Below are 25,112 nucleotides of genomic sequence, written 5' to 3'. Positions count from 1 at the left end.
AAGGACGCTCCGATGGCGAGTCTGAAGGACCTGCGCAATCGCATCACCTCGGTGAAGGCGACCCAGAAGATCACCAAGGCGATGCAGATGGTCGCCGCCGCCAAGCTGCGCCGGGCGCAGATGGCGGCGGAGAGCGCCCGGCCCTATGCCGAGCGCATGGCGCAGGTGCTCGGCAACCTCGCCGCCAACCTGACGCCCGGGGCGGAGACGCCCCGGCTGCTCTCCGGCACCGGCCAGGACCGCACCCACCTGCTCGTCGTCTGCACGGCGGAACGGGGCCTGTGCGGCGCGTTCAACTCCTCGATCTCGCGGCTCGCCCGTGACCATGCCCGGCGGCTGATGGCGCAGGGCAAGACGGTCAAGATCATCTGCGTCGGCAAGAAGGGCTACGACGTCCTGCGTCGCGAGTTCCGCGACCAGATCGTCGAGCTGATCGAGCTGCGCGGCGTGCGCCAGCTCGGCTTCGAGAACGCGGAAGGCATCGCCCGCAACCTGCTCGGCCGCTACGACGCGGGCGAGTTCGACGTCGCGACCCTGTTCTACTCGCGCTTCCGCTCGGTGATCGCCCAGATCCCGACGGCGCAGCAGATCATCCCGGCGGAGATCGCCCCGACGGAGGCCGCCACCACCGGCGCCTCGGCCGACGCGGTCTACGAGTACGAGCCCGGCGAGGGCGAGATTCTCGCCGCCCTTCTCCCGAAGAACCTCACCGTCCAGATCCTCCGGGCGCTCCTGGAAAACGCCGCCTCCGAGCAGGGCGCGCGCATGGGCGCCATGGACAGCGCCACGCGCAACGCCGGCGAGATGATCAAGAAGCAGACCTTGATCTACAACCGGACGCGCCAGGCGATGATCACCAAGGAGCTGATCGAGATCATCTCGGGCGCCGAGGCGCTCTGACCGCACGCAATCAGGGATTAGCATCATGGCGAACACTGCCACCCCCGTCGCCGGCTCGACCAAGGCCGGCCGCATCACCCAGGTCATCGGCGCGGTCGTCGACGTGCAGTTCGAGGGTCACCTGCCCGAGATCCTGAACGCCCTCGAGACCAAGAACAACGGCAACCGCCTCGTCCTCGAGGTCGCCATGCAGCTCGGCGAGAACACCGTGCGCTGCATCGCCATGGACACCTCCGAGGGCCTGGTCCGCGGCCAGGAGGTCACCGATACCGGCTCGCCGATCCGCGTGCCCGTCGGCGCCAACACGCTCGGCCGCATCATGAACGTCATCGGCGAGCCGATCGACGAGGCCGGCGAGATCAAGACCGAGTCGCTCCGCGCCATCCACCAGCCGGCCCCGTCCTACGCCGAGCAGTCGACCGAGGCGCAGATCCTCGTCACCGGCATCAAGGTGGTGGACCTGCTGGCGCCCTACGCCAAGGGCGGCAAGATCGGCCTGTTCGGCGGCGCCGGCGTCGGCAAGACCGTGCTCATCATGGAGCTCATCAACAACATCGCGAAGGCCCACTCGGGCTACTCGGTGTTCGCGGGCGTCGGTGAGCGGACCCGCGAGGGCAACGATCTCTACCACGAGATGATCGAGTCCAAGGTGAACATGGACCCCAAGGAGCACGGCTCCGCGGAAGGCTCCAAGTGCGCCCTGGTCTACGGCCAGATGAACGAGCCCCCGGGCGCCCGCGCCCGCGTCGCCCTGACCGGCCTCACCGTCGCGGAGCATTTCCGCGATGAGGGCCAGGACGTGCTGTTCTTCGTCGACAACATCTTCCGCTTCACGCAGGCGGGTTCGGAAGTGTCGGCGCTGCTCGGCCGCATCCCCTCGGCGGTGGGCTACCAGCCGACGCTCGCCACCGACATGGGCGCCCTGCAGGAGCGCATCACCACCACCACCAAGGGCTCGATCACCTCGGTGCAGGCGATCTACGTGCCGGCGGACGACCTGACCGACCCGGCGCCCGCCGCCTCGTTCGCCCACCTCGACGCCACGACCGTGCTGTCGCGCTCGATCGCCGAGAAGGGCATCTACCCGGCGGTGGATCCGCTCGACTCGACCTCGCGCATGCTGTCGCCGGCGATCCTCGGCGAGGAGCACTACAACGTCGCCCGCCGCGTCCAGCAGGTGCTGCAGCGCTACAAGGCGCTCCAGGACATCATCGCGATCCTGGGCATGGACGAGCTGTCCGAGGAGGACAAGCTCACCGTCGCCCGTGCCCGCAAGATCGAGCGCTTCCTGAGCCAGCCGTTCCACGTCGCCGAGATCTTCACCGGCTCGCCGGGCAAGCTCGTGGCCCTCGAGGACACCATCAAGGGCTTCAAGGGCCTGGTGGACGGCGAGTACGACAACCTCCCCGAGGCCGCCTTCTACATGGTCGGCTCGATCGAGGAGGCCAAGGAGAAGGCCCAGCGCCTCGCCGCCGCGGCCTGATCGGCAGCGACTTAAGACGGGCCCGGTCTCACGACCGGGCCCTTTCGTGCGTCTGACGAAACCGGAAACGACCTGACCCCATGGCCACCTTCCAGTTCGACCTCGTCGGCCCCGAGCGGATCCTGTATTCCGGCCCGGTCGACGCCGTGCAGCTTCCGGGTTCCGAGGGCGAGATGACGGTGCTGCCCGGCCACGCGCCCGTGCTCACCACCCTCAAGACCGGCATGCTGGTCATCACCGAGAGCCCGCAGCACGGCAAGCGGGTGCTGGTGCGCGGAGGCTTCGCCGAGATCAACGCGACCTCGCTGACCGTGATCGCCGAGCGCGCCACCCCCCTCGAGGAACTGACCCCGGCGATCATCGATGCCGACATCGCGGCGGCCGAGATGCTCTACGATGCCACCGACGATTACGACCGCAAGCTCGAGATCGAAGGCCAGATCGCGCAGCTGCGCGAGGCCAAGGTGGCGCTGAGCTTCTGATCCGCGCACGGCACAGCGACCAGCGAGACCGTATCGGAGGCGGCGGGGCACGGCTCCGCCGCCTTCCTCGCGTTCAGGCCGGTCTTCAGGCGCTTACTTTTCAGGGCTTGGCCGCGGCGAGCCCCGCGGTGGCGACCGGGATCGGCGCGAGCCGGATCCACGGCACCCGGCCGGGCTTGAACGCGTCGCGGGCGGCCCGGCGCCACAGCGGCGGGGCGTGGTCGCCGACCATCAGGATCTCGGTCCCCGGATGGGTGAGCGCGAGGTGCGAGACCGCCGCGAACAGGTCCTGCCAGATCTCCACCATGGCGCAGACCTCCGGATCGGGAAATCGGCTGCCCGGCTGTCCGCAATCCTGCCGCGGGGTCGCCTCGTGCCGCGGCACCGGCACGTGCGAGTTCAGGGTGAGCCAGTAGACGAAGGACGGCCCGGGCGCGTCCAGCTCGGCGCCGACGACGTGCGCCAGATCGGTGTCGCAAGGTCCCGGGAACGGGCCGCCGCAGGTCTTCGGGAAGAGAGCTCCCAAGGTCTCGCCGAACAGGCTCCTCTGGAAGCCGGCCAACGGGTACCAGTGCGCGCGGCCGTAGAAGCCGGCATGGTAGCCGTGCACCGAGACCGTCCGGTAGCCGAGGGCAGCGAACCGGTCGGGCAGGCAGGTCGGATCTTCCCCGGCGAAGACCTCGCGGTGCGCGCGGTAGGTGCGGCACAGCTCGCGCATCTCGCCCGACGCGGTGGCACCGAAGAAGGCGCTCGTGCCGGTCGTCATTGTGTAGAGCCGGCGCAGGGCCGGATCGTCGAACGGCGCCGTCAGGATCGCACGCTGGTTGCCGTCGCGCAGGACGCCCAGGCCCTCGACCAGGACCATCAGGACCCGGCGGGGCGGCCGCTTCTGGTCGGGCAGAGCATCGAACCCGGACCGGGTGCTCCCCGACTCGAACGCCTTGCCGGTGCTCGCCAGGGTTCCGAAATCGTAGGCCGTGGAGCCGTTGACGAGGCCGTCGCCGATCAGCAGCGCGGCGACCGCCGCCGCGAAGACGGGGCGGTTGCCCCGGCGCATTGCCGGGCCGGCCCGCACCAGGAAGGCCAGGTAGGCGAGCGTGACCCCGACGACCGCGACGGCGCCGGCCGCGTAGACCGGTGTCGCCAGGAGCGTCGCCAGCACGTCGAGGTCGATCAGGTGCATCAGCCCGTCGGGATCGAGGAAGAACATCCGGGCGACGGCGAAAACGAGATCGAACACCATCGTCGACAGGCCGAGCAGCACCAGGGCGTAGCCCGGCAGCCTGCCGGCCATGAGGGCGATCACCGCGTAGAGCGCGATGGCGCTCGTCCGCGGCGGCACGCCCGCGACGGTGTCGATGGCCAGCGCCAGGACGTTCGGCAGCACGAGGCCGCCGACCAGCAGGAGCAGGCAAGGGCGATCCGGCATGAAGAAGGCCGGAAGGCAGCGAACGAAACGCCCGATCGCGGCGCGGGCTGCAGAGCCATGACGCTGGTACATGCCGGCTTCCTAGCCCGCCGCGAGTTAATTCGCGCTTCAGATCCGGTCAGAGCTTAAGTCTAACAGCCGCCCATTCGGGTTATATCGTCGGACGCTTGGCGAGTTAACCGCCGTTGCATTGGCCGCGATACATTTGGGAGCGACGTTCGGCGGTAGCCATTCCCGTCATCCAGCGCTGCCGCCATGCGATGAAGAGAAAAGGATGACCCAGCGGCGCAGCCCGGCGTCTGGAATCGGATACCGTCTCCTATGCCTCGTCGCGCAAGACCCGCCGGATGATCTTGCCGGTGGTGGTGAGCGGCAGGCTCGACCGGAACGCGATCTCGCGCGGATATTCGTGGGCCGAGAGCTGCTTGCGTACGAAGGCCTGGATCTCGGCGGCCAAGGCCTCGCACGCCGCGTATCCGGGGCGCAGGACCACGAAGGCCTTGACGATCTCGGTGCGGACCGGATCGGGCTTGCCCACCGCGGCGGCGAGCGCGACGGCCGGGTGGCGCAGGAGGCAATCCTCGATCTCGCCGGGGCCGATCCGGTATCCCGACGAGGTGATGACGTCGTCGTCGCGGCCGACGAAGTGGACGTAGCCGTCCGCGTCCATCCGGCCCTGGTCGCCGGTGGTCATCCAGTCGCCGAGAAACTTGCGCTTCGTCGCCTCCGGGTCGTTCCAGTAGCGCAGGAACATCACCGGATCGGGCCGGGCGACGGCGATCTGGCCGGTCTCGTTGGGAGCCGCCGGGCTGCCGTCCGGGCGGATCACCGCGACGCTGTGGCCCGGCACCGGTCGACCGGTCGAGCCTGCGCGCGCCACGCCCAAGCCCGCACAGGAGGCGAGCACCAGGTTGCACTCGGTCTGGCCATAGGCCTCGTTGATGGTGAGCCCGAGCGCCTCGCGCGCCCAGTGGAAGGTCTCCGGCCCCAGCATCTCGCCGGCGGAGGCCAGGGTGCGAAGGCGGCGCAGGTCGAAGCGCCCGTTCGGATCGGCGACGGTGCGCAGCATCCTCAGCGCCGTCGGCGGCACGAAGGCGTTGGCGACCGAAAGGTCGGCCATCAGCCGGAACGCCTCCTCGGGCTCGAACTTTTCCGCCTTGCGCGCCACCACGGCGACGCCGTGATGCAGGCTCGGCAGCAGCGCGTTGAGCAGGCCCCCGGCCCAGGCCCAGTCGGCCGGGGTCCACATCCGGTCGCCGGGCTTCGGCATGAAGTCGTGCATCATGGCAAATCCCGGCAGGTGGCCGAGCAGCACCCGGTGGCCGTGCAGGGCTCCCTTCGGCGGGCCGGTGGTGCCGGAGGTGTAGATCATCAGGGCCGGGTCGTCGGCCCGCGTGTCGACCGGGACGAGGTCGGGCGAGGCCGCCGCCAGAAGGTCGGCATAGCCGAGCGCGCGATCGCCGACGCCGTCGGTCGAGACGACGAGGTCGAGGTCCGGCAGCACGTCGCGCAAAGGATCGAGCTTGGCCACGCCGCCGGCATGGGTCACGACGGCCCGCGCCCCGGCATCGCCGAGGCGGTGGAGCAGGCTTTCCGGCCCGAACACGACCGCGAGCGGCAGGGCCACGGCGCCGAGCTTGTAGATCGCGAGATGGGCCACCACCACGGCGGGGGATTGCGGCAGCAGCACCGCCACCCGGTCGCCGGCCTGGATGCCGTGGGCCCGCAAGCCGTTGGCGAAGCGGTTCGACGCCTCGCGCAAGGCGGCAAAGCTCCAGGATTCCACCCGGCCGCTCGCCGACACGTCGAGGATCGCGGTGCGGTCCGGATCGGTCGCGGCCCAGCGGTCGCAGACGTCGACCGCGATGTTGTAGCGCTCCGGGATGCGCCAGCGGAACCCGGAGCGCCAATCCTCGTAAGCAGTCGGGATCACGCCTCGCGCGGCGTGAACCCGCCCTCGAACGTGAAGTCGGCCAGGGGGTGGCGGCTGTTCGGGGTCTCGCGGGCGCGGGTCTCCTCCGGCAGGGTCGCGGGATCCGCCTTGCGGCCGACCGCGAAGGCGGCCTCGACCCGGTGGTGGGGCGGCAGGTTGAGCGCGGCCGGCGCCCGCTCGTGGTCGAAGCCGGTCATGCCGTGGGCGTGCCAGCCCATCGTCACCGCCTGGAGCTGGAACAGGGCCGAGGCCGTGCCGGCATCGAAGGAGGCGCTGTAGGACGGCTTCAGCCCGTCCGGCGTCTGCATCATGCCGTTCGAGGCCAGGAACACCAGCGCGCCGGCATTCTTCACCCAGCCCTGGTTGAACGGCACGAGGAGCCCGAACAACGTCTCCCAGGCGGGGGTGTCGCGAAGGGCGTAGACGAAGCGCCAGGGCTGCGAGTTGTAGCCCGAGGGGGCCCAGCGCGCCGCCTCGATCATCGTCATCAGGTCGGGCAGAGGCACCGCCTCGCCGGTGAAGGCGCGGGGCGACCAGCGCTCGAGGAACCGGGCGTCGATCGGATGGTCGGCTTGACGGGAATTGGCGGTGGTCACGGGCGTCAGGTTCTCCGTGGATGTCGCGCCGTCCTGCCAGCAAGCGCGGCGGTTGTCACGGGCCGGGGCATGGGACCTCGGGCGCGGCTGACCCGCGGAAACATCATACCGTCCCCGGTGTTGTCCCCGACACGGACGAGGCGGCCGCGACAGGAGACCCTCATGGACAAGACGAATCAGGCGCGGCCCAGCTTGCGCGATTTCGATCCCTATACCGACCGCAACGGCCAGGATCTCGGTCGGGATTCGCCCCTGGATGTCGGGGTGCCGCCGCGAACGCAAGAGGACATGACCCACGACCCGATGGGCCAGGCGCAGGATGCCCGGACCGCCTCGGACTTCAATCGTCTCGATGCGATCGGCGCCACCGACGGCAGCCAGGCCACCGAGGACGAGACGCCGCCGGAGAACCTGCGCCGGATCAGCGATCCCTCGACCGGCGGCCCCGCCGCGCAGACGCCGGCCACCCGGAACTCCGCCACCAAGGAAGCGATCGACCGGGCGACGGCGGCGGTCGGCCAGGACGAGGGAGAGTGACGCGATGACGCGCAAGCCCGACGACGTCGTGGGCAGCCGGGGCGAGCCGGCGGTCGGCGGCGGCCACCAGACCCCCGAGCAGGCGGCGATCACCCGGCAGGAGGGGGGCGGCCGCGACGAGGCCGAGCTGAAGCGCGAATGGTCCTCGGCCGGCACCCCTGGCCGGCCGCCGGTCTCGGTCGGCGGCAGCTCCGGCGGCCATTCCGACCAGATCGCCGCGCAGGGTCCCCGCGAAGGCGAGAAGGTCGCGGACGGCGAATACCGGACCGAGAAGACAGGCGGCGAGGTCGATCGGTGATCGAGGCGGCGAGAGGGGAGCACGGCATGGCGGAGCGCAAGGACGACCGGGACGGCAAGCCGGCCCGCGACGACAGGATCACCGCCGACGACCTGAAGGGCGTCGCGGCGGTGCCGAAGGACGGCGACGGCGAGAGCAACAAGTCCGGTGCCCATGCCGGGGACCGGCAAGGCGACGAGGTCGATCCGGGGGCGGGGTAGCGATCGGTCCCACGCGCGGCGGGGAGCCCTCCCTGCGAAGGGCAGGGCTGTCCGGGGAAAGAATAAGGGCGTGGGTTTCCCCTCTCCCCGCGGGCGGGGAGAGGAGGGTTCCCGCGCCATTCCTTATCCCCGGACAGCCCTGCGCAGAGGATGGAGAGTTCAGGGGCGCCCTTGAGCGCGGTCCCGCCCCCCGGCATACGGGGCCGATGTCCTCCCTCTCCGCGCCGCCCCGTCTGGTCCCCCGCCCGCATCAGGTCGAGGCGACCCGCGCCATCCTGGCCGCGCGGGCGGAGGGGCGGCCGGGCTTTCTCCTCGGCGACATGACGGGGCTCGGGAAGACGCTGTCGGTCTGGGGTGCGGTGGCGGCGATGCCGGAGCGCGCCGTGCTGATCGTCTGCCCGAAGGGAGCGATGCCGCAATGGCGGCGCACGATCCGGGATTCGGGGCTGGCCGAGAAGGACGTGACGCTCACGAACTACGAGCGCACCAAGTCCCTGCTGGCGCTCCCCGCTGCCAGCGCCCGCCGCTCGGTGCGGGCGAAGAACAACGAGCTCGCCAAGCTCGGCCTCCCCAAGCGCGTCTGGCCGATCGTGGTGTTCGACGAGGCCCACCGCCTGCGCAACCCGAACTCGCAGCAGGGCCAGGCCTGCCGCCGGGTCGCCGAGGCCGCGGCCTTCACGGTCTATGCCAGCGCCACTGCGGGCCAGGCGCCGCACGAATTGTCCTATCTCGGCGCCCTGCTCGGCCACGCCGTCGGCCGCCCGGTCGAGACCCTGGCCGATTTCCGCGCCCTGATGCAGCACCTGACGATCGGCCGGGCCAAGGGGCGCTGGCAGAACTGGTCGTGGGAGCCGAATGCCCGCGACCAGGAGACGATGGCCGGCCTCCTCTATCGCGGCCGAAACGCGATCGGGCTCCGGCGGCGGCCGGCCGACATCGCCGGCTGGCCCGAGGTGCAGCGCGACCTCGCCCCCACCGCCCTCGATGCACCGGCCAAGCGCCTCTACGACGCGACCTGGCGCGAGTTCCGCCGCGAATGGGGCTTGGCCGGGGGCTCGAACCGGCGCGCCGCCGGCTGGGCGGCCGATCTGCGTTTCCGCCAGAAGGCGAGCCTGATCCGGGTCAACGGGACGCTCGACCTCGCCGAGGATCTGTTGCAGGCCGGCGAGCAGGTGGCGGTCTCGGTGGCGTTCCTGGAGACCGGCGCGGCGCTCGCCGCCGGCCTGACCGGCCGCGGCTGGCGCGCCGGCACCATCGACGGCACGCAAAAATCGGAGACCAACGAGGCGGTCCGGGTCGCCTTCCAGCGCGGCGAACTCGACGCGGTGGTGTTCACCGTCACCGAATCGATCTCGCTCCACCGCAACGAATTGCCCGGCGGCGAGCGCCCGCGCAGCCTGATCGTCCACGACATGCGCCACAGCGCGATCCAGCTGAGCCAGATCGAGGGCCGCTGCCACCGCGACGGCGAGCGCGCCGCGATCCTGTTCGCCTATGCGGAGGGTACCGTGGAGGAGCGGGTCGCCGCCACGGTGATCGCCCGCATGGCCGGGATGGACAGGATGGCCGGCGAGGATACCTCCCTCCTCGACGCCATCGGGCGGATCATCGATGGTGAGGCGGAGTGATGTCCCGGCCCGCCGGGGCCCAGCGGATGTCGCAGGGGCGGCGGTCGGGTTCGCAACGACAATCTGCGGTCGAACAAGAGCCTGATACTAAATCCGGAAGATCCCTTCCGGATTTAGTATCACCAGCCCGCGCGGCGCTTGAGCGAAGCCGACTTCCGCATCGCGAAGCGATCAATCGGAAGTCGTATGAGCCTGCAAGCCGGTCCCGTTCGTGCGCCGGCACGCATGATCCGCACCGCGCGCTTCGGAGGAGAGACGGCGCAATGACAGACATCACCGGCCGCACCCGCGTCTTCGCGATCCTCGCCGACCCGATCGCCCAGGTGAAGGCGCCGCAGGGGCTCAACCGCATCATGGCCGAGCGCGGGGTCGACGGGGTGATGGTCCCGCTCCACGTCGCGGCGGCCGATCTCGCGACGGTGCTGGCGGGCCTGCGGGCGGTGCGGAGCTTCGGCGGCGCGATCGTCACCGTGCCGCACAAGACCGCGATCGTGCCGCTCCTCGATTCCGTCAGCGACGCGGCCGGGCTGGTCGGCGCCGTCAACGCCGTGCGGCGCGAGCCCGACGGCCGCCTCGTCGGCGAGATCCTGGACGGGGCCGGCTTCGTCGCCGGCTTGAGGGCGGCGGGCCACGACCCGCGGGGCCGCAGCGTCTACCTCGCCGGGGCCGGCGGGGCGGCGAACGCCATCGCCTTCGCCCTCGCCGAGGCCGGGGTGAGCCGTCTCACCGTGCACAACCGCACGCCCGCGCGGGTGGAGGACCTGTTCTCTCGCCTGCGCCGGCTCGTCCCCGACCTGACGCTGGCCCTCGGCGGCCCCGATCCGGTGGGCCACGACCTCGTGGTCAACGCCACCTCGCTGGGTCTGCGCCCCGACGATGCCCTGCCCCTCGATCCCGCCGGGCTCACGCCAAACCAGCTCGTGGCCGAGATCATCATGCAGCCGGCCGAGACCCCGCTGCTCGCGGCGGCGGCGGCGCGGGGCTGCCGCACCCATCCGGGCCTGCCGATGCTGGATGGCCAGCTCGCCCTGATGGCGGATTTCTTGCGGATGCAGCCGTGACCCGGGTCACAGCCCGAGGCGCATGGCGGTGCGCAACGGCGCGATCACCCCGTAGCCGAGGCTCTGGTGCCAGCTCGACGGGCCGCGGCGGAGAGCGTCGGCCCGGAGCGCGACGGTGAGGTCGCGGGGATTGAGGACCCGGTGCGGCACCCGGGTCCGAAGCGCGGCGACGCAGCCGGCGGCGACCGGGCAGGCGGCGGAGGTCCCGGCATCGGCCTCGCCGGGCCCGCCCGCCTCCGAGCCGAGGAAGTCCGTATAGCTCGCGAGGTCGGGCTTGGCGTAGACCATGCCGGGGATGCCGGGCCCCTCCGAGGCGTAGGCCGTCCGCCGGCCCCGCAGGGTCGCGCCGGTCACCGTGATGACGTCCGGATGAGCGTTCGCCCCCATGATGGCGGACCGGCTCCGGGCCCCGGAACCATCTTGGCCGCCATGGCCGGCCGCGAACAGGATGTCGACGCCGTAGCGCGACAGCGTTCCGACGATCCGGTTGAAGGGGTGGCCCGGATTGTCGACGTAGCGTCCGGGATGCCCGGCCGGAAAATCCCAGCTCTCGTGGCCCAGCCCCCAGGAATTGGTGACGACGAGCGCCTTGAAGCGCGGCTTGTCCGCCCGCACCGCCGCGAGAAGGCGGGCATAGGCCTGGAGCGCGTCGCTGAGGAGGCCGGGCCCCGTCGCCGGCAGGATGGGCAGGTCGAGCAGCGTCGCCCGCGGGGCGGCGATCAGGGCGCCATAGGCGCAGAGCGTGCCGGGGCCGACCGGGTGGTGGCCGGCCTCCGCCGGCTGGGGCGGCCAGGTCACCGCGGCGTCGAGCGAGGCTGCGACGTCTCGCGACGCCAGGTGCGCGAGGTTGATCCCCCCATCCACCACCGCGATCGCCACGCCCGCGCCGTCGAGCCGGCGCGCGGCGAGCCCGGACACGCCGAGGCGCTGCGCCACCTCGGCCGCCGTGCCGCCCGGGACGCCGGCCGGCGCCGTGAAATGCGCGATCGGCGGATCGGAGAAGATCGCCGCGCCCTCCGTCGTCAGCGCCGCCGGCTCGGCCGCGGCGTCGATCGTCGCCCGGACGGCGTAGTGCGAGGCGCCGTCGGGTGACGACACCGAGACGGGCGAGCCGGACTGACTATCCCCGAGCGGGACGGCAGAAAAGCGTGTGTCTATGTCCGCTCGGACTGGCAATCCGGTGAGCCGCCGTTGGATTCCGCCGCCGCCATTCAGCCTCATCATGGCCGAATCGTGCAGCGCCTCCTGCGTCGGCAGGACGAGAATCACGCGCCGGTCGGGCATCGTCATCTCCATTCGGGCATTGTGCGGGGTTTTATATACGTTTGAATGTATTGCAAGTACTTTCCGCCGGCAGAGGCGCACGCCTTCGCCGAAAACTTGGATGAAAGCCCCGATCCGGCCGGCGCGGCTGAAATGGTCTTTCCCATCGGTGGTGCGCGATGACGCCGCCGCTGCCCGCGCGGGCTTGACCCCGGCGGCCATCCGGGCGAGGCCGGCGCGATTCCCGATCCCGCCCGCGCGACCCCCGGAGGACGCCGATGACCCTTCCGGCCCACCAGCCCCTTCACGACGACCTGATCCACCGCCTCGGGGCGCGCCTCGGTCCCGCCGGCCTCCTCACCGACGAGGCCGACATGGCCCCCTTCGCGATCGACTGGCGGCGGCTCTTCCCGGGGCGGCCGGCCTGCGTGGTGCGTCCGTCCTCCACCGCCGAGGTGGCCGACGTGGTGCGGCTCTGCGCCGAGGCCGGCGCCGCCCTGGTGCCGCAGGGCGGCAATACGGGGCTTGCCGGCGGCGGCGTGCCGGACGGCTCCGGGACGCAGGTGGTGCTGTCGCTCGCGCGCATGACTGCGATCCGGGCGGTCGATCCCGTCGGCCTGACCCTGACCGCCGAGGCCGGCTGCGTCCTGAAAGTCGCGCAGGATGCCGCCGAGGCGGCCGGGCGGCTCCTGCCGGTGAGCTTCGCGGCGGAGGGCTCGGCGCTCATCGGCGGCGTGATCGCCACCAATGCCGGCGGGATCAACGTGGTGCGCTACGGCATGACCCGCGGCCTCGTCCTCGGCCTCGAAGTGGTGCTCGCCGACGGCAGCGTCGTCGATGGTCTGCGGGCGCTGCGCAAGGACAATGCCGGCTACGACTGGAAGCAGCTCTTCATCGGCACGGAAGGCACCCTCGGCATCGTCACGGCCGCCGTGCTGCGCCTCGTGCCCAAGCCGCGCCACAGCGCGACGGCGTTGCTGTCGGTGCCCGATCCGGCGGCGGCGCTCCGCCTGTTCACCCTGGCGCAGGAGGAGATCGGCGACAGCATCCAGGCCTTCGAGCTGATCTCCGGCACCTCGCTCGGCCTGGTGGAGAAGCATGCGGGCCTGAAGAGTCCGGTCGGGCAGGCGGGCTGGAGCGTGCTGATCGAGGCGGCCTCGTCGCTCTCGGGGCTTCGCGAGGCGATGGAGGGCGTGCTCGGCTCCGCTCTGGAGCGCGAGGACGCCCTCGACGGCGTGCTGGCCGAATCCGGCCGCCAGGCCGCCGACCTCTGGGCGCTCCGCGAGCACGTGACCGAGTGCGAGGCCCGCGAGGGTAGAAGCGTCAAGCACGACGTCTCGGTGCCGATCACCGCGATCCCCGCCTTCCTCGACGAGGCCGGCCGGGTGCTGGCGGCAGGCGCCCCGGGCACCCGCGTCAACGCCTTCGGCCACATGGGCGACGGCAACATCCACTACAACGTGCTGATCGGGCCGGACCATTCGTCCGAGGCGATCAACGGCCTCGTCCACGGGGTGGTGGACCGCTTCAGCGGCAGCATCTCGGCCGAGCACGGCATCGGCCAGTACCGCGTCGCCGAGCTCGCCCGTCACCGGCATCCCGACGAGATGGCGCTGGCGCGGCGGATCAAGGCGGCGTTGGATCCGGAGGGAATGCTCAATCCGGGAAAGGTGCTGGCGCGGGGCTAGAGCATTGTCCGACGAAGTGGACATCGGTTCGTCGAAGAAAATGCAGTAAAACATAGACTTAGAGAGCTTCGCGATTGCAGCGCGATCGTGAAGCGCTCTAGACGGGACACGCGGCGAACCCTCCCCCGACGGAACTCGGGCAAGTCCGAGTTCCGCATCCACGAGCCCAAGTCGGGCATGCCCGACTTGGGACGGGGGAGGGTTCAGGGGCGAGCCGCAACGCTAAGAACCAACAAATACGGGGAGGAACCATGGACGCGTTCGACGTCGTCATCGTCGGCGGGGGCACGGCGGGCTGCGTGCTGGCCAACCGCCTGAGCGAGGACCCGCGCACCCGCGTGCTGCTGCTCGAGGCGGGCGGGGAGGGGACCGGTTTCTGGGTCGGCATCCCGGCGGGCTTCCCGAAACTCCTCACCGGCGGCGCCTTCAACTGGCGCTTCTCCACCGAGCCGGAGCCGAACACCCACGAGCGCGCCATCGTGGTTCCCCGCGGCAAGGGGCTCGGCGGCTCGACGCTCATCAACGGCATGATCTTCGTGCGCGGCCAGCCCCAGGACTTCGACACCTGGGCCCAGAGCGGCAACCGCGGCTGGGCCTGGGACGACGTGCTGCCCTATTTCCGCAAGCTCGAGCATTTCGAGGACGGAGACCCCGCCCTGCGCGGCCGGGGCGGGCCGCTCCACGTCACCCGGGTGGGGGTGCGGAACCCGCTCGCCGACGCCTTCATCCGCGCCGGGACCGAGGCCGGGTACCCGGAGAACCCGGACTATAACGGCGCCTCGCAGGAGGGCTTCGGATATTACCAGGCCAACCAGCGCCACGGCCGGCGCTGGAGCGCCCGGAACGCCTACCTGCAGCCGGCCCGCAAGCGCCCGAACCTGATCGTGCGCACCGACGCCCACGTCCTGCGCCTCGACCTCGACGGCACCCGCGTGACCGGCGTCACCTACCGCCGCGACGGGCGCGAGGAGCGGGTGAGCGCGAGGGGCCAGGTGGTCCTGGCGGCCGGCGCCGTGCAGTCGCCGCACCTCCTCGAACTCTCCGGCATCGGCCGGCCGGAGGTGCTGGCGCAGGCCGGAATCCCGGTCCGCCACGCCCTGAAGGGAGTCGGCGAGAATTATCGCGATCACTACGCCACGCGGATGAACTGGCGCGTGAAGGTGCCGGTGACCCTCAACGAGGCGACCCGCGGCTGGCGCCTCGGCCTCGCGGTCGGGCAATATGTCCTGACCCGCCGGGGCATCCTGACCCTCGGCACCGGCCTCGCCCACGGTTTCGTGCGCACGAGGGCCGACCTCGCCGGGCCCGACGTGCAGTACTTCTTCATGCATGCGAGCTACGCCAACGCCGCCGACCGCACCCTCGACCGCGAGCCCGGCATGACGATCGGCGTGACGCAGCTGCGGCCGGAATCCCGCGGCACCATCCACGCGGTCTCGTCCGATCCGATGCGCCCACCGGCGATCCGCCCGAACTTCCTGAGCGTGCGCGGCGACCAGGAGGCCCTGATCGAGGGCATGCGCCTCGCCCGCCGGGTGATCGATCAGCCCGCCATGGACCCCTACCGCGCCCACGAGCTGAATCCCGGCCCGGGCGTGCAGACCGACGACGAGTGGCTCGATTTCGCCCGCCGCAACGGCCAGACCATCTACCATCCGGTCGGGACGTGCAGCATGGGGCCGGGTCCGGAGGCGGTGGTGGACGAGCGCCTGCGGGTGCGCGGCCTTCAGGGCCTGCGGGTGATCGACGCCAGCGTGATGCCGACCGAGGTCTCGGCCAACACCCAGGCCGCCGTGATGATGATCGCCGAGAAGGGCGCGGATCTGATACGGGAGGATCGCCGCTGAGAGGACCCGACGCGATGCGCACCCTTCCGATCGAGCCGATCACCGCCGAGGCCTTCGCGCCGTACGGCACGCTGCTGGTCGGCCCGGCGGCCGGCCCGCGGCAGGACCGGGCGGCCGAGATCGAGAACGGGCGCCCGGGTGTACCCCTCAATCTCGCGCTGGTCCGCAGCGAGCCCTTCGCCGGGACGATGCCGCTGCGGCGGCTCGAACGGCACCCGCACTCGGCGCAAGCCTTCCTGCCGCTCGCCGTCGGCGAGTATCTGGTGGTGGTGGCGCCCGACGCCGATGGGCGGCCGGACGAGGCGGGTTTGCGCGCCTTCCGGGTGCCGGGGGACACCGGGATCGTCTATCGCGGCGGCGCCTGGCACGCCCACATGACGACGCTGTCGGCGCCCGGCACCTTCGCCATGCTGGTGCACGAGGACGGCAGCGCGGAGGATTGCGTGTTCGCGTCGATCGCTCCGGTCGAACCGGCGGCGTAAGGCTCGCTCAATTCACCGACGGCTCGTCGAGCCGGAACGCGAAGGTCGCGGTGTAGATGTCCTCGTCGGCCAGCGTCGGGGTGGCCGACGGGCTCACCGTCTGGCTCACCGTGAGCACCTGGCTGCCGGCCTTGCGGATCGGCACCGTGGCGATGCCCTCCGGATCGGTGGTGTAGGCCGGTACCCCGGCCCGCTCCGGCTCCATGCCGCTCTCGCCGTAATAGAGGTCGGCCCCCGGCAGGGGCGCGCCGCGAAACAGCACCCGCACCCGGATCGCCCCGGCGGTGGGCCCCGGCACCTCGACCGGCACGATCTCCAGGGTGTGGCCGACCACCCGCAGCCAGGGCGCGCCGGGGCCGAAGGCGGCCTTGGCGTATTTCACCGACCAGCGGCCCTCGCGGGCCTCCGGCACCAGGCGCCGGCTGGCATGGAGGCGGGTGCCGTCGCGAAGAATCGTCCAGAAGCCGGCATCGTAGGTCGCCGCGACCAGCGTGCGGCCGGGCTTGGTGCCGAGGGGGGCCAGCAGGGCGGGGGGCACGTCCGGCGGGGCGGGCTTGAGGCTCCCGCGCAGGTCCGTGCTCCCGCCGTCCTGCGTCAGGGCGACGAGCTGGATGAGCTGGGGCGCGCGCGGCGCCTGGCGCTTCGAGGCGTGGCCGTAATTGACCCGGACCTGCGGCGCCTGGTCGGCGGTGCTGAGCGTCAGCCACAGCTCGTGCGCGCTGCCGGGCCGCACGGCACCGAGGACGAGGGCGGCGGCCAGGGCGGTGCGGAGCAGGGGCAGCATCGATCGTCGGTCTCCATCGGGCGGCGCCGGACAAGCGCCTCGCGCGGGTGGGGCGAGGCACGAAGCGGGCCCGCGGCAGCAAGGCATCATAACCCATCCGGCGGCAAACCGATCCCCCGGCATCGAGGTCGCGATCCCCCGGGCGCGTCCTCGGATCGACAATCCCTCAAGTCGGCGTGTCTCAGGCCGGCTTGGCCTGCTGCCCCTGGCGCGCCCCGCTCGCCAGGGTGGACAGGTCCATCGCCCCGATCATCGTCGCGATCCACGCCATCCCGGTCCTCTCTCCGGGCAGGTCCGGCGATGCTACCTCTTGACCTGGGGCGAACGACCCGCCTCTTCGCCGGTTCCGCCGGCCGCCTCGAGCGCCAGGGCGCGCAGCCGTGCCTTGGCGGCCGGGTCGGTCGGGCAGCCTTCCGCCAGCCAGGCCCTGCGGGCCGCCGCCAGGCCCCGGCCGAGGCCGCGGCCGGGCGGGGCGCCCGCCGCCACGAGCGCGGCGCCTGTGATCGGCAGGACCGGCGCCGGCTCGGCCCCGGCTCCGAAGCGCGCGAGCGCATCGGCGGCCTCCGGGGTCAGTTCGGGCCGCGGCTCTCCCCTCAGCACCAGGGCGGCATCCGTCGCCGCCCCCGCCCCGTGCACGGCCACGAGGCGCCGCACATCCGCGACCGTCAGGGGATCGCGCTTGCCGTGCAGGGCGGCCTCGGCCCCGGCGTAAGCGGAGAGCCGCCCGTGCTCGGCCTTCGACAGGCGCAAATCCTCCCGCAGGCGCTCGGCATCGGCCTGCGAGCGTACCGCCAGGGCGGCGAGGCGGCGCACGGCATCCGGCTCGGCCTCCGCGGCGGCGAGGCGGGCAAGCCGGCCGAGATCGCCGACGCCGCCGATCAGGCGCTGCAGCAGTCCCGTCTGCGACAGGATGGCGGTGACGGCGGGCGCGCCCGGAGCGACGAGGAGCTTCAGGAGTTCCCCCCGCACCCGCTCGCGGGAGAGCAGCGCCAGCCCGTCCCGCGCCTCGATCGACGCGGCGAGCCCCTCCGGATCGGGGTCGCCGGCGCCGTAGCGGGCGTGGAAGCGAAAGAAGCGCAAGACCCGCAGGTAATCCTCGCGGATGCGCTGGCGCGCCTCGCCGATGAAGCGCACCCGGGCCGCCGCCAGATCCGCGAGGCCTCCGACCGTGTCGTGCACGTAGGCGTCGGGCGTGACCGAGAGGGCGTTGACGGTGAAGTCGCGCCGGGCGGCATCGTGGCCGAAGTCGCGGCCGAAGCGCACCACGGCGTGGCGCCCGTCGGTCTCGATGTCCTCGCGCAGGGTCGTGACCTCGAACGGTTCGCCCTCCGCCACCACCGTCACGGTGCCGTGGGCGATGCCGGTCGGCACGGGCTTGAGGCCCGCCGCGTTCGCCCGCGCCACCACCGCCTCGGGCAGGAGCGTGGTGGCGAGGTCGATATCGGCGACCGGGCGGCCGAGCAGCGCGTCGCGCACCGCGCCGCCGACGAGGCGGGTCTCCTCGCCCGGAGCGTCGAGGGCGGCGAGCACCGTGGTCAGGCGCGGCCGCGCCAGCACCGCCCGTAAAGAGTGCTCGTCGAGGCCGGGATGCTCGAAGGAGGGGTTCACCGGAACTGCCCCGGCACCACCCGGCCGTTCTCGAGATGGGTCGGCACGAAGCCGTCCCGGTGCCGCTCGGAGGTCAGCGCAACCGCCACGAAGGAGAGGATGACCAGGGCGGCCCCCGCGATGGCGAGCCGCGCGGCCTGGTCGCTCCAGTGGATCCAGCGCAGCGGGCTGCGCTGGCGCAAGACCAGCCACACCCCGAAGGCCGCGAAGGGGAGCAGGAACAGCAGGATGTCGTCGATCAGCGCGCGGGCCATGAATTCCGACTCGATGTCTTCACGCGTCCGCGTCGCGGAGCCGTTCGTAAAGGTTGCGCACGATGCCGGCGGTCACCCCCCAGATGTAGCGCTCGCCGAAGGGGATCGCGTAGTAGCGCCGCTGGCGCCCGCGCCATTCCCGGCTGTGCAGGGCGTGGTTGGCGACGTTCATCAGGAAGTCGAGCGGCACCTCGAACGCTTCGGCCACCTCCTGCGGATTGAGGCTCAACCGGGCGTCCGGCGCCACCAGGCCGACCACCGGGGTCACCAGGAAGCCGGTGCCCGACAGGTAGGGATCGAGGTAGCCGAGCGGCGTCACCGCCGCAGGATCGAGGCCGATCTCTTCTTGCGCCTCCCGCAGGGCCGCCGCGAGGGCTGAAGGGTCGCCGGGATCGATCTTGCCGCCCGGGAAGGCGATCTGGCCCGAATGGTCGCGCAAGTGCGCCGAGCGCAGGGTGAACAGCACCGCGACGCCGTCGTCGCGCGGGATCACCGGCACCAGCACCGCGGCGAGCCGGGCCGGGCGCGACAGCGCGGCCTCCAGCACGTCGGGCTCGAGGTCGTGGTCGCCCCGGGGGGTCGAGGTGTCGTCGTGCGGACCCGGTGGCTCGGGCCGCAGCCGGTCGCGGGCGCGCTCCAGGAAGAGATCGAGGGCAGAAGAACCCAGGATTTGCGGCGCGGTGAGATCGGTCACGACAGCTCGGTCGATTGGGCGATGCGGTGGAAGCGCCCCCCGGCGGCGAGCCCGAACCAGCTTTCGCCCGCCTCCTCGCGCTCCTCGCAGAGGTCCACGAGGTCGTAAGCGAGCGCCCGGGTGAGGCGGGCCCAGAGGCCGTGCCGCACGGCGATGTAGGGCTTGAACCCGCCCTCCGGGTCGCGCTCGACCCGCAAGGGGTGGGATTCGTCGAGGGGCACGACATCGTCGAGGTTGGTGCGGAAGGCGATGGCGCGGGTCTCGCCCTCGCCCTCCACCGCCATCTCGACCGCCAGGAAGGCCGCGTCCTCGACCTCGATCCCGACCCGCTCCACCGGCGTCACCAGCACCGTGCGCCCGTCGGGGTCGCGCCGCAGGATCGTCGAGAACAGCTTGACCAGGGCCGGCCGGGTGATCGGGCTGCCGTTGTAGTGCCAGGTCCCGTCTCCGGCGATCCGCATCGGGATCTCGCCGCAATAATCGGGATGCCAGCGATCCACCGGCGGCGGGCCGCGCCGGCTCCCCTCGGCGCCCAGCGCCGCGGTCAGTCGTTCGAGGACCCCGCCGGGCGGGGCGCCGTTCGGATCGTGCGTCATCCGCCTCTACATAGCGGATCGGGGCGGCTTGTGCAGGCGTCGCCACGGGGAAGTCGCCATCGGTCCCGTTCGGGGGCCTCCACTCGCCCTGCCGTCCGGCGCGGGCGCGTCGGGCGAGCGGGACAGGGGCTCCCGGGGGTGCAGCCGTAGCGGAAGAGATCGCCACTGGCGATCCAGGCAACCCCTATCCCAGATCCTGAAGCGGTCGCGATCGACCGAAACGGATCGATAAAAATAAAACCCCCTCAAATCGTCAATAACTTGCGGTTGAATCGCCCGACGATTCAAATTCGAAATTTATTCAGTCATATTAATTGTGTCTTTACGAAAAGTTTCATAGCGTAACGAGGTAACGGAAAAAGATGCTGATGAATTGGGACGTCATGGCTAAAGTCGTCTCCTTCGCTCGTCAGCAGGGAGGAGGCGTCGCCTTCGTCTTCGCGATCCTGTTTCCCATCGTGATGGGCAGCGTCGGATTCGGCGTCGATTATGCGACGTGGCTGGTCCGCAAGCAGCAGCTCCAGGCCATCGCCGATGCGACGGCGCTCGCCGTCGTCTCCGACATGCAGGTCGCCGGCTACGACCGGGGCCGGGCGCAGGCCGTGGCGGAAGGCCAGGTGCGCAGCCTGGCGGCGGACAAGCTCGGTGGAGACCCGATCACGGTCGCGACCGAGCCGGTCACCCGCAAGCCCGCGGCGAACCCGGACGATTCCTTCACGGTGGCCCTGGCCAACGACCGGGACCAGCCGCCCACGGGCGTGAGGGTGACCCTGTCGCAGCGCAAGCGCGCCATCATGACCAAGTTCGTCACCGCCTGGGAGGCCGGCCGCGGCAGGCCGGGCGAGTCTCACGTCGGTTGAGTCTCCGGCCGGCGGCGCAGGATCTTCCACACCCCGGTGGCGGTGGCGACGATGCGCCCCGCGCTGCGCGCGTCGCCGCGCAGGAAGACCAGGCTCTGGGTGCGCTGCACCACCTCGGGCGTCATCGTGATCGTCTCGCCGATCCGGCCCGCCGAGACGAACTGCATCTCGAACTGCACCGTGACGCAGTTCGCCCCGCCGGCGGCCCGCATGGCGGCAAAGCCCAGCGCCCGGTCGGCGAAGGTCATCATCATGCCGCCCTGGACCACGCCGATCAGGTTGGCGTGCTTGGGCTCGGCCCGGAACGCGAAGCTGATCGTCTCGCCCTCCTCGCGCAGCAGAACCGGGCCGACCAGGGAGAGGAAGCCCGGATCGTCGAAGGGGCGCCAGCCGGCCGGGTCGGAATCGGGGGTGGTCATGGGCGGACTCGGGTGTTGAGGGCGCTGGACAGCGCGGCCGCGGCCGTGCCTCAACGTGCCTTACCAAGAAAATCCACAGGGAGGGGTCCTTTGACCGACCAGATACCCGACGCGCGCGTGCGCGCCAGCTTCGACCGGCAGGGCCTGATGCGGACCCTCGGCGCCAGCCTCGGGGCGGTGTCGCCCGGTGAAGTCGAGATCGCGCTCGTTCCCGGCCCGGCGGTGTCGCAGCAGCACGGCTTCGTCCATGCCGGGGCGGTGAGCGCCATCGCCGACAGCGCCGCGGGCTACGCCGCCCTCACCGTGATGCCGCCCGGCGCCGGGGTGCTGACGGCGGAGTTCAAGATCAACCTGCTGGCCCCGGCCGCAGGCAACCGCATCGTGGCGCGGGGGCGAGTGGTGAAGGCCGGCCGGACCCTGACCCTGGCCCAGGCCGAGGTGTTTGCGGAGAATGACGGCCGCGAGCGGCTCGTCGCGATGCTGACCGCCACCCTGATGGCCGTCCAGGGCCGGGACGGCATCGGCGATTGACGACCCGGCCCCGGCGGGCGCCGCCGGGGCCGGTTCGGCGCTTACTTCTGGGTCTCGAGGTAGGCTTCCAGGTCCTTGATCTTCTTGTCGTCCTTGACGCCGGCGAAGATCATCTTGTTGCCGGGGACCTTGGCCTTCGGGTCCTTGATGTATTCCATGAAGGTGGCCGAATCCCAGGTCAGGCCGGAATTCTTCATCGCGGCCGAGTAGTTGTAGCCCTCGTGGGTGCCGGCCTTGCGGCCGATGAGGCCCTTGAGGTCCGGACCGACGCCGTTCTTGCCGAAGGCATGGCAGGCCTTGCACTGGGTGAAGACCTTCTCGCCGGCGGCGGCGTCCTGGGCCTGGGCGGCGAAGGGGAGAAGGGCCGCCAGGGCGGCACCGAGGATGAGCTGACGCATGAGGTTCCCTCCAACGGACGTCGTTCGCGACCGGCCACCCGGGATATGGCCCAGCCTGCAATTTGGACCAGTTAAAAACGCCGACGGTTCGCGACGGGTCCCGTGCGGCGAAAAGAAGCTGTGCCGCGGCTCGACGCAATCGGACGAAGGTGCGGGGCGAACGGATGGATGGGCGCGGTCCCTCGCCTGCCTTATGATGGCGCACGAGCGACCGCCCGACCGGTCGGATGAAATTCCGCGAGACTCCCCGCAAGATTCCGAGGATACGCCATGACCATCGCCTTCCCGTTGCCCGATCCCGCGATCCTCGCCCGCCGCGACGCGATCGTGGAGGGCCTGCGCGGCCTGGTGGCGCCGGAGGCGCTGGTGACGAGCGAGGACGAGCGCCGCGCCTTCGAGACCGACGGCCTCACCGCCTACCGCAAGATGCCGCTCGCCGTGGTGCTGCCTTCGACCACCGCCGAAGTGTCGGCGGTGATGCGCTACTGCCACGAGGCCGGGGTCAAGGTGGTGCCCCGCGGCGCCGGCACCTCGCTCGCCGGCGGCGCCATCGCGCAGGAGGATGCGGTGATCCTCGGCGTGGCCAAGATGAACCGGGTGCTCGACGTCGATTTTTCGAACCGCACCGCCCGGGTCCAGGCCGGCATCACCAACCTCGCCATCAGCGCGGCGGTGGCCCACGAGGGCTTCTTCTACGCCCCCGACCCGTCGAGCCAGCTCGCCTGCACCATCGCGGGCAACATCGCGATGAATTCGGGCGGGGCGCATTGCCTCAAATACGGCGTCACCACCAACAACCTGATGGGCGTGACGCTCGTCTTGGTCGACGGCACCGTGGTGGAGATCGGCGGCGACTACCTCGACGCCGCCGGCTACGACCTGCTCGGCCTGATCTGCGGCTCGGAGGGCCAGCTCGGCATCGTCACCGAGGCAAGCGTGCGGATCCTGCGGGCGGCGGAGGGCGCGCGCCCGGCGCTGATGGGCTTCGGCACGGTCGAGGATGCGGGCGCCTGCACGGCGGCGATCATCGGCGCCGGCATCATCCCGGTGGCGATCGAATACATGGACCGCGAGGCGATCACGATCTGTGAGGCCTTCGCGCACGCCGGCTACCCGCTCGATGCCGAGGCGATGCTGATCATCGAGGTCGAGGGCTGCAAGGAGGAATGCGACGCGATGCTCGCCCGCATCGTCGAGATCGCCAAGCCCTTCAACCCGACGAGCCTGAAGGTGTCGCAATCGGAGGCCGAGAGCGCCGCGATCTGGAAGGGCCGCAAGTCGGCCTTCGGCGCGACGGGGCGCATCTCTGACTACATCTGCATGGACGGCACCATCCCGACCGGGCAATTGCCGCGCGTGCTGGAGCGGATCGGCGAGATCACCCAATCCTATGGTCTTCGTTGCGCCAACGTCTTCCATGCCGGCGACGGCAACCTGCACCCCCTGATCCTGTTCGACATCAACACGCCCGGCGAGATGGAGAAGGCCGAGGCCGCCGGCGAGGAGATGCTGAAGCTCTGCGTCGAGGTCGGCGGCTGCCTCACCGGCGAGCACGGCGTCGGCATCGAGAAGCGCGACCTGATGAATGTCCAGTACAACCCGGAGGATCTGCACCAGCAGATGCGGGTGCGGGCGGTGTTCGATCCGGCCTGGCTGATGAACCCGGCCAAGGTCTTCCCGCTGGAGGGGCGGATCGCCGCGTGAGCGGGAAACGGGGCGGCAAGAAAGCCCCCTGCAAGAAGGCCCCCGGCAAGCCGGCTACTCGTAAGGCGAAGGCCGAGTCTTCCCTGCCGGGCGAGGCGGCGATCAAGGCGCTCGCCGACCCGGAGGTGGTCGAGCGCGGCCGCGTGGTGGCGCGCTCGGGCGCCGTGTCCGACCTCGTGCGCCGCGGCGACCAGCTCGTCGCCGCGGTCGCGGGCAGCGAGAACGCGCCCTAACGGGTCAGGGTCCGGCTGACGGATCGCGGCGTGGCGGATGACCGCTGCACCTGCCCCTACGAGTGGGGCGGGGCCTGCAAGCACGTCGTCGCGACCCTGCTCGCCGCGGCCGAGCCCGGGGGCGGTGGCCGAGCGGTCGACCCTGCGCCGGCTCCTCGACGACCTGCCGCGCGAGGCCCTGGCCGACCTGCTGGTGCGCCGGGCCGAGGCCGATCCCGACCTCGCCGGCCGGATCGAGGCCGAGCTTGCTGCGCTGCCCGGCCGCGGCCCCGTCGATCCGGCGCGATCGCCGCGCAGGCCCGTACGCTTCTCGGCCGGCAGATCAAGCGCGATTACCGGGACGATTACGAGGCCCACGGCCCGGCCGACGCGCCGAAGGGGCTGGTGGACAAGGCGGTACCGTTCCTGGAGGCCGGCGACGGACGCAACGCGCTCAAGATCCTGGTGGCGGTGGCCGAGCCGTTCATCGAGCAATGGCTCGGCTACTACGTCGAGACCGACGAGGACATGTACCGCCTGTTCACGGATCTCGACCGGATGATGGCCGAGGCGGCGCTGATGAGCGACCTCAGCGCCGATGAGCGCGAGTCCCTGCGCGAGACGATCGGGGGCTGGGAGGACGACCTCAACGACTACGCGCCCGAGGATGGCTTCTTCCTCGTCACCGCGGCCTTGAGGACGGCTTGGGACGATCCGGCCCTGCGGGCGGTGCTCGCCGGCAAGACGGGAGCGGCCCTACCGGAGAGCGAGGATGAGAATCCGGAGCCGATCGCCGTGCGCCTGCGGGTGCTCGCGGCCGCGGCGCGCATCGACGAATACCTCAACCTCGCCCGCGCTGCCGGGGACGAGGCCGCCCTCGCCGGGATGTGCTGGTGCGCCTCGGCCGGATCGACGAGGCCGTGCTGATGCATCTCGCCGAAGCGGCCCTGGAGCGCGACCCGGCCTGGGTGATCCGCTTCGCCGAGGCGAAGGCGAAGCCCCTCCTGACCCGGGGACCCCACGCCTACGAGCAGGCCGCCGCCTGGCTCGGCCGCGCGAAGCAGGGCTGCTCGGCGCAGGGCCGGCAGACGGCGTGGACCGTCCGGATCGGCGACCTGATCGCCGAGCACAAGCGGTGCTACAAGCTGAAGCCGCTCTTGGAGGCGTTGCGTTAGGTCACGCCCCCATCGACGTCCGCCCGGACAGTGGCGACCCGGGCGGGCCG

28 protein-coding genes are annotated in these 25,112 nt (G+C 71.3%); 17 read left to right on the top strand and 11 right to left on the bottom strand.

Going from position 1 to position 25,112, the window contains the following annotated elements; all coding sequences use genetic code 11:
• The first annotated feature begins 12 nt into the window (after positions 1–12).
• The 3 genes from AC3AOF_RS05375 (at position 13) to atpC (ending at position 2,865) form a co-directional block, all read left to right on the top strand.
• Complete coding sequence (locus tag AC3AOF_RS05375; RefSeq protein WP_236991754.1) at positions 13–900, top strand: F0F1 ATP synthase subunit gamma; 888 nt, start codon at positions 13–15, stop codon at positions 898–900.
• Between the two features lie 25 nt (positions 901–925).
• The gene (gene atpD / locus AC3AOF_RS05370) at positions 926–2,383 is read left to right on the top strand and encodes a F0F1 ATP synthase subunit beta (RefSeq protein WP_236991755.1); all 1,458 of its coding nucleotides are present in this window, start codon (positions 926–928) and stop codon (positions 2,381–2,383) included.
• An 80-nt stretch (positions 2,384–2,463) separates the two neighbouring features.
• Entirely contained in the window at positions 2,464–2,865 is a 402-nt protein-coding gene (gene atpC / locus AC3AOF_RS05365; RefSeq protein ID WP_236991756.1) for an ATP synthase F1 subunit epsilon, read from the top strand.
• 100 nt (positions 2,866–2,965) lie between these two features.
• Here atpC and AC3AOF_RS05360 read toward each other — a convergent pair whose 3' ends face one another.
• The 3 genes from AC3AOF_RS05360 to AC3AOF_RS05350 form a co-directional block, all read right to left on the bottom strand.
• Complete coding sequence (locus tag AC3AOF_RS05360) at positions 2,966–4,366, bottom strand: sulfatase-like hydrolase/transferase (RefSeq protein WP_236991757.1); 1,401 nt, start codon at positions 4,364–4,366, stop codon at positions 2,966–2,968.
• A gap of 247 nt (positions 4,367–4,613) precedes the next feature.
• Positions 4,614–6,227, bottom strand: coding sequence for an acetate--CoA ligase (locus AC3AOF_RS05355; protein WP_488347884.1), 1,614 nt, complete (start codon positions 6,225–6,227; stop codon positions 4,614–4,616).
• Positions 6,224–6,832 carry a nitroreductase family protein gene (locus tag AC3AOF_RS05350; protein ID WP_488348961.1) on the bottom strand — a complete coding sequence of 203 codons (609 nt, stop codon included), beginning with the start codon at positions 6,830–6,832 and terminating at the stop codon, positions 6,224–6,226. Before AC3AOF_RS05350 ends, AC3AOF_RS05355 begins: the two co-directional genes overlap by 4 nt.
• Before the next feature lie 153 nt (positions 6,833–6,985).
• Here AC3AOF_RS05350 and AC3AOF_RS05345 point away from each other — a divergent pair, with 153 nt between their 5' ends.
• The 5 genes from AC3AOF_RS05345 to AC3AOF_RS05325 all read left to right on the top strand — a co-directional run bounded on the left by AC3AOF_RS05345 (position 6,986) and on the right by AC3AOF_RS05325 (position 10,547).
• Positions 6,986–7,360, top strand: coding sequence for a hypothetical protein (locus AC3AOF_RS05345; RefSeq protein ID WP_488347883.1), 375 nt, complete (start codon positions 6,986–6,988; stop codon positions 7,358–7,360).
• 4 nt (positions 7,361–7,364) lie between these two features.
• Positions 7,365–7,658, top strand: a complete 294-nt coding sequence (locus AC3AOF_RS05340) for a hypothetical protein (RefSeq protein ID WP_236991761.1) — start codon at positions 7,365–7,367, stop codon at positions 7,656–7,658.
• Positions 7,659–7,684: 26 nt separating this feature from the next.
• Positions 7,685–7,858 (top strand): hypothetical protein, encoded by a 174-nt coding sequence (locus tag AC3AOF_RS05335; RefSeq protein ID WP_236991762.1) that lies wholly within the window; start codon positions 7,685–7,687, stop codon positions 7,856–7,858.
• A 206-nt stretch (positions 7,859–8,064) separates the two neighbouring features.
• Entirely contained in the window at positions 8,065–9,486 is a 1,422-nt protein-coding gene (locus AC3AOF_RS05330) for an SNF2-related protein (protein ID WP_488347882.1), read from the top strand.
• Between the two features lie 263 nt (positions 9,487–9,749).
• Positions 9,750–10,547, top strand: coding sequence for a shikimate dehydrogenase family protein (locus tag AC3AOF_RS05325; protein ID WP_488347881.1), 798 nt, complete (start codon positions 9,750–9,752; stop codon positions 10,545–10,547).
• A 6-nt stretch (positions 10,548–10,553) separates the two neighbouring features.
• On the opposite strand, the gene AC3AOF_RS05320 is transcribed toward AC3AOF_RS05325, so the two are convergent.
• Entirely contained in the window at positions 10,554–11,645 is a 1,092-nt protein-coding gene (locus AC3AOF_RS05320; RefSeq protein WP_488347880.1) for a S8 family serine peptidase, read from the bottom strand.
• Positions 11,646–12,088: 443 nt separating this feature from the next.
• On the opposite strand from AC3AOF_RS05320, the gene AC3AOF_RS05315 reads away from it, so the two are divergent.
• From AC3AOF_RS05315 to AC3AOF_RS05305, 3 genes are all read left to right on the top strand, one after another.
• A complete protein-coding gene (locus AC3AOF_RS05315) occupies positions 12,089–13,498 on the top strand; it encodes an FAD-binding oxidoreductase (protein ID WP_488347879.1) in 1,410 nt (469 codons plus the stop codon).
• Between the two features lie 251 nt (positions 13,499–13,749).
• Positions 13,750–15,345, top strand: a complete 1,596-nt coding sequence (locus AC3AOF_RS05310; RefSeq protein WP_488347878.1) for a GMC family oxidoreductase — start codon at positions 13,750–13,752, stop codon at positions 15,343–15,345.
• A gap of 14 nt (positions 15,346–15,359) precedes the next feature.
• Positions 15,360–15,827 carry an ureidoglycolate lyase gene (locus AC3AOF_RS05305; RefSeq protein WP_488347877.1) on the top strand — a complete coding sequence of 156 codons (468 nt, stop codon included), beginning with the start codon at positions 15,360–15,362 and terminating at the stop codon, positions 15,825–15,827.
• A gap of 7 nt (positions 15,828–15,834) precedes the next feature.
• Here AC3AOF_RS05305 and AC3AOF_RS05300 read toward each other — a convergent pair whose 3' ends face one another.
• The 5 genes from AC3AOF_RS05300 to AC3AOF_RS05280 all read right to left on the bottom strand — a co-directional run bounded on the left by AC3AOF_RS05300 (position 15,835) and on the right by AC3AOF_RS05280 (position 19,763).
• Positions 15,835–16,611, bottom strand: coding sequence for a DUF4198 domain-containing protein (locus AC3AOF_RS05300; protein ID WP_236991769.1), 777 nt, complete (start codon positions 16,609–16,611; stop codon positions 15,835–15,837).
• A 303-nt stretch (positions 16,612–16,914) separates the two neighbouring features.
• Entirely contained in the window at positions 16,915–18,219 is a 1,305-nt protein-coding gene (locus tag AC3AOF_RS05295; protein ID WP_488347876.1) for a CCA tRNA nucleotidyltransferase, read from the bottom strand.
• On the bottom strand, positions 18,216–18,473 hold the full coding sequence (locus AC3AOF_RS05290; RefSeq protein WP_236991771.1) for a DUF6111 family protein: 258 nt from the start codon (positions 18,471–18,473) through the stop codon (positions 18,216–18,218). The genes AC3AOF_RS05295 and AC3AOF_RS05290 overlap by 4 nt, the downstream gene beginning before the upstream one ends.
• Before the next feature lie 19 nt (positions 18,474–18,492).
• Positions 18,493–19,167 (bottom strand): CoA pyrophosphatase, encoded by a 675-nt coding sequence (locus tag AC3AOF_RS05285; protein WP_488347875.1) that lies wholly within the window; start codon positions 19,165–19,167, stop codon positions 18,493–18,495.
• The gene (locus AC3AOF_RS05280; protein ID WP_488347874.1) at positions 19,164–19,763 is read right to left on the bottom strand and encodes a DUF1285 domain-containing protein; all 600 of its coding nucleotides are present in this window, start codon (positions 19,761–19,763) and stop codon (positions 19,164–19,166) included. The genes AC3AOF_RS05285 and AC3AOF_RS05280 overlap by 4 nt, the downstream gene beginning before the upstream one ends.
• A gap of 368 nt (positions 19,764–20,131) precedes the next feature.
• On the opposite strand from AC3AOF_RS05280, the gene AC3AOF_RS05275 reads away from it, so the two are divergent.
• On the top strand, positions 20,132–20,623 hold the full coding sequence (locus AC3AOF_RS05275) for a pilus assembly protein TadG-related protein (protein ID WP_236991774.1): 492 nt from the start codon (positions 20,132–20,134) through the stop codon (positions 20,621–20,623).
• Here AC3AOF_RS05275 and AC3AOF_RS05270 read toward each other — a convergent pair.
• Positions 20,611–21,042 carry a PaaI family thioesterase gene (locus AC3AOF_RS05270; RefSeq protein ID WP_236991775.1) on the bottom strand — a complete coding sequence of 144 codons (432 nt, stop codon included), beginning with the start codon at positions 21,040–21,042 and terminating at the stop codon, positions 20,611–20,613. The genes AC3AOF_RS05275 and AC3AOF_RS05270 overlap by 13 nt on opposite strands.
• 90 nt (positions 21,043–21,132) lie before the next feature.
• On the opposite strand from AC3AOF_RS05270, the gene AC3AOF_RS05265 reads away from it, so the two are divergent.
• On the top strand, positions 21,133–21,573 hold the full coding sequence (locus tag AC3AOF_RS05265) for a PaaI family thioesterase (RefSeq protein WP_488347873.1): 441 nt from the start codon (positions 21,133–21,135) through the stop codon (positions 21,571–21,573).
• A 41-nt stretch (positions 21,574–21,614) separates the two neighbouring features.
• On the opposite strand, the gene AC3AOF_RS05260 is transcribed toward AC3AOF_RS05265, so the two are convergent.
• Entirely contained in the window at positions 21,615–21,971 is a 357-nt protein-coding gene (locus AC3AOF_RS05260; RefSeq protein WP_048436119.1) for a c-type cytochrome, read from the bottom strand.
• Between the two features lie 270 nt (positions 21,972–22,241).
• Between AC3AOF_RS05260 and AC3AOF_RS05255 the strand changes: the two genes are divergently transcribed.
• The 4 genes from AC3AOF_RS05255 to AC3AOF_RS05240 all read left to right on the top strand — a co-directional run bounded on the left by AC3AOF_RS05255 (position 22,242) and on the right by AC3AOF_RS05240 (position 25,062).
• Positions 22,242–23,675 (top strand): FAD-linked oxidase C-terminal domain-containing protein, encoded by a 1,434-nt coding sequence (locus AC3AOF_RS05255; protein ID WP_488347872.1) that lies wholly within the window; start codon positions 22,242–22,244, stop codon positions 23,673–23,675.
• Entirely contained in the window at positions 23,672–23,908 is a 237-nt protein-coding gene (locus AC3AOF_RS05250) for a hypothetical protein (protein ID WP_488347871.1), read from the top strand. The genes AC3AOF_RS05255 and AC3AOF_RS05250 overlap by 4 nt, the downstream gene beginning before the upstream one ends.
• Before the next feature lie 384 nt (positions 23,909–24,292).
• Positions 24,293–24,814 carry a hypothetical protein gene (locus AC3AOF_RS05245; RefSeq protein ID WP_488349078.1) on the top strand — a complete coding sequence of 174 codons (522 nt, stop codon included), beginning with the start codon at positions 24,293–24,295 and terminating at the stop codon, positions 24,812–24,814.
• Positions 24,781–25,062: a hypothetical protein gene (locus AC3AOF_RS05240; protein WP_488347870.1), complete on the top strand. Its 282-nt coding sequence runs from the start codon at positions 24,781–24,783 to the stop codon at positions 25,060–25,062. The genes AC3AOF_RS05245 and AC3AOF_RS05240 overlap by 34 nt, the downstream gene beginning before the upstream one ends.
• The last annotated feature ends 50 nt before the right edge of the window (positions 25,063–25,112 follow it).

This window comes from Methylobacterium sp. 142-1Y (assembly GCF_057747795.1).
This window is presented reverse-complemented; position numbering and strand designations above follow the sequence as displayed.

Bases quoted from the DNA above. Each gene is read 5' to 3' on its own strand.
- AC3AOF_RS05340 (WP_236991761.1), top strand. From the start codon at position 7,365: ATGACGCGCAAGCCCGACGACGTCGTGGGCAGCCGGGGCGAGCCGGCG.
- AC3AOF_RS05310 (WP_488347878.1), top strand. From the start codon at position 13,750: ATGGACGCGTTCGACGTCGTCATCGTCGGCGGGGGCACGGCGGGCTGC.
- AC3AOF_RS05375 (WP_236991754.1), top strand. From the start codon at position 13: ATGGCGAGTCTGAAGGACCTGCGCAATCGCATCACCTCGGTGAAGGCG.
- AC3AOF_RS05305 (WP_488347877.1), top strand. From the start codon at position 15,360: ATGCGCACCCTTCCGATCGAGCCGATCACCGCCGAGGCCTTCGCGCCG.
- AC3AOF_RS05315 (WP_488347879.1), top strand. From the start codon at position 12,089: ATGACCCTTCCGGCCCACCAGCCCCTTCACGACGACCTGATCCACCGC.
- AC3AOF_RS05290 (WP_236991771.1), bottom strand. From the start codon at position 18,473: ATGGCCCGCGCGCTGATCGACGACATCCTGCTGTTCCTGCTCCCCTTC.
- AC3AOF_RS05300 (WP_236991769.1), bottom strand. From the start codon at position 16,611: ATGCTGCCCCTGCTCCGCACCGCCCTGGCCGCCGCCCTCGTCCTCGGT.
- AC3AOF_RS05360 (WP_236991757.1), bottom strand. From the start codon at position 4,366: ATGTACCAGCGTCATGGCTCTGCAGCCCGCGCCGCGATCGGGCGTTTC.
- AC3AOF_RS05325 (WP_488347881.1), top strand. From the start codon at position 9,750: ATGACAGACATCACCGGCCGCACCCGCGTCTTCGCGATCCTCGCCGAC.
- AC3AOF_RS05335 (WP_236991762.1), top strand. From the start codon at position 7,685: ATGGCGGAGCGCAAGGACGACCGGGACGGCAAGCCGGCCCGCGACGAC.
- AC3AOF_RS05255 (WP_488347872.1), top strand. From the start codon at position 22,242: ATGACCATCGCCTTCCCGTTGCCCGATCCCGCGATCCTCGCCCGCCGC.
- AC3AOF_RS05345 (WP_488347883.1), top strand. From the start codon at position 6,986: ATGGACAAGACGAATCAGGCGCGGCCCAGCTTGCGCGATTTCGATCCC.
- atpC (WP_236991756.1), top strand. From the start codon at position 2,464: ATGGCCACCTTCCAGTTCGACCTCGTCGGCCCCGAGCGGATCCTGTAT.
- AC3AOF_RS05270 (WP_236991775.1), bottom strand. From the start codon at position 21,042: ATGACCACCCCCGATTCCGACCCGGCCGGCTGGCGCCCCTTCGACGAT.
- atpD (WP_236991755.1), top strand. From the start codon at position 926: ATGGCGAACACTGCCACCCCCGTCGCCGGCTCGACCAAGGCCGGCCGC.
- AC3AOF_RS05275 (WP_236991774.1), top strand. From the start codon at position 20,132: ATGAATTGGGACGTCATGGCTAAAGTCGTCTCCTTCGCTCGTCAGCAG.
- AC3AOF_RS05260 (WP_048436119.1), bottom strand. From the start codon at position 21,971: ATGCGTCAGCTCATCCTCGGTGCCGCCCTGGCGGCCCTTCTCCCCTTC.
- AC3AOF_RS05330 (WP_488347882.1), top strand. From the start codon at position 8,065: ATGTCCTCCCTCTCCGCGCCGCCCCGTCTGGTCCCCCGCCCGCATCAG.
- AC3AOF_RS05280 (WP_488347874.1), bottom strand. From the start codon at position 19,763: ATGACGCACGATCCGAACGGCGCCCCGCCCGGCGGGGTCCTCGAACGA.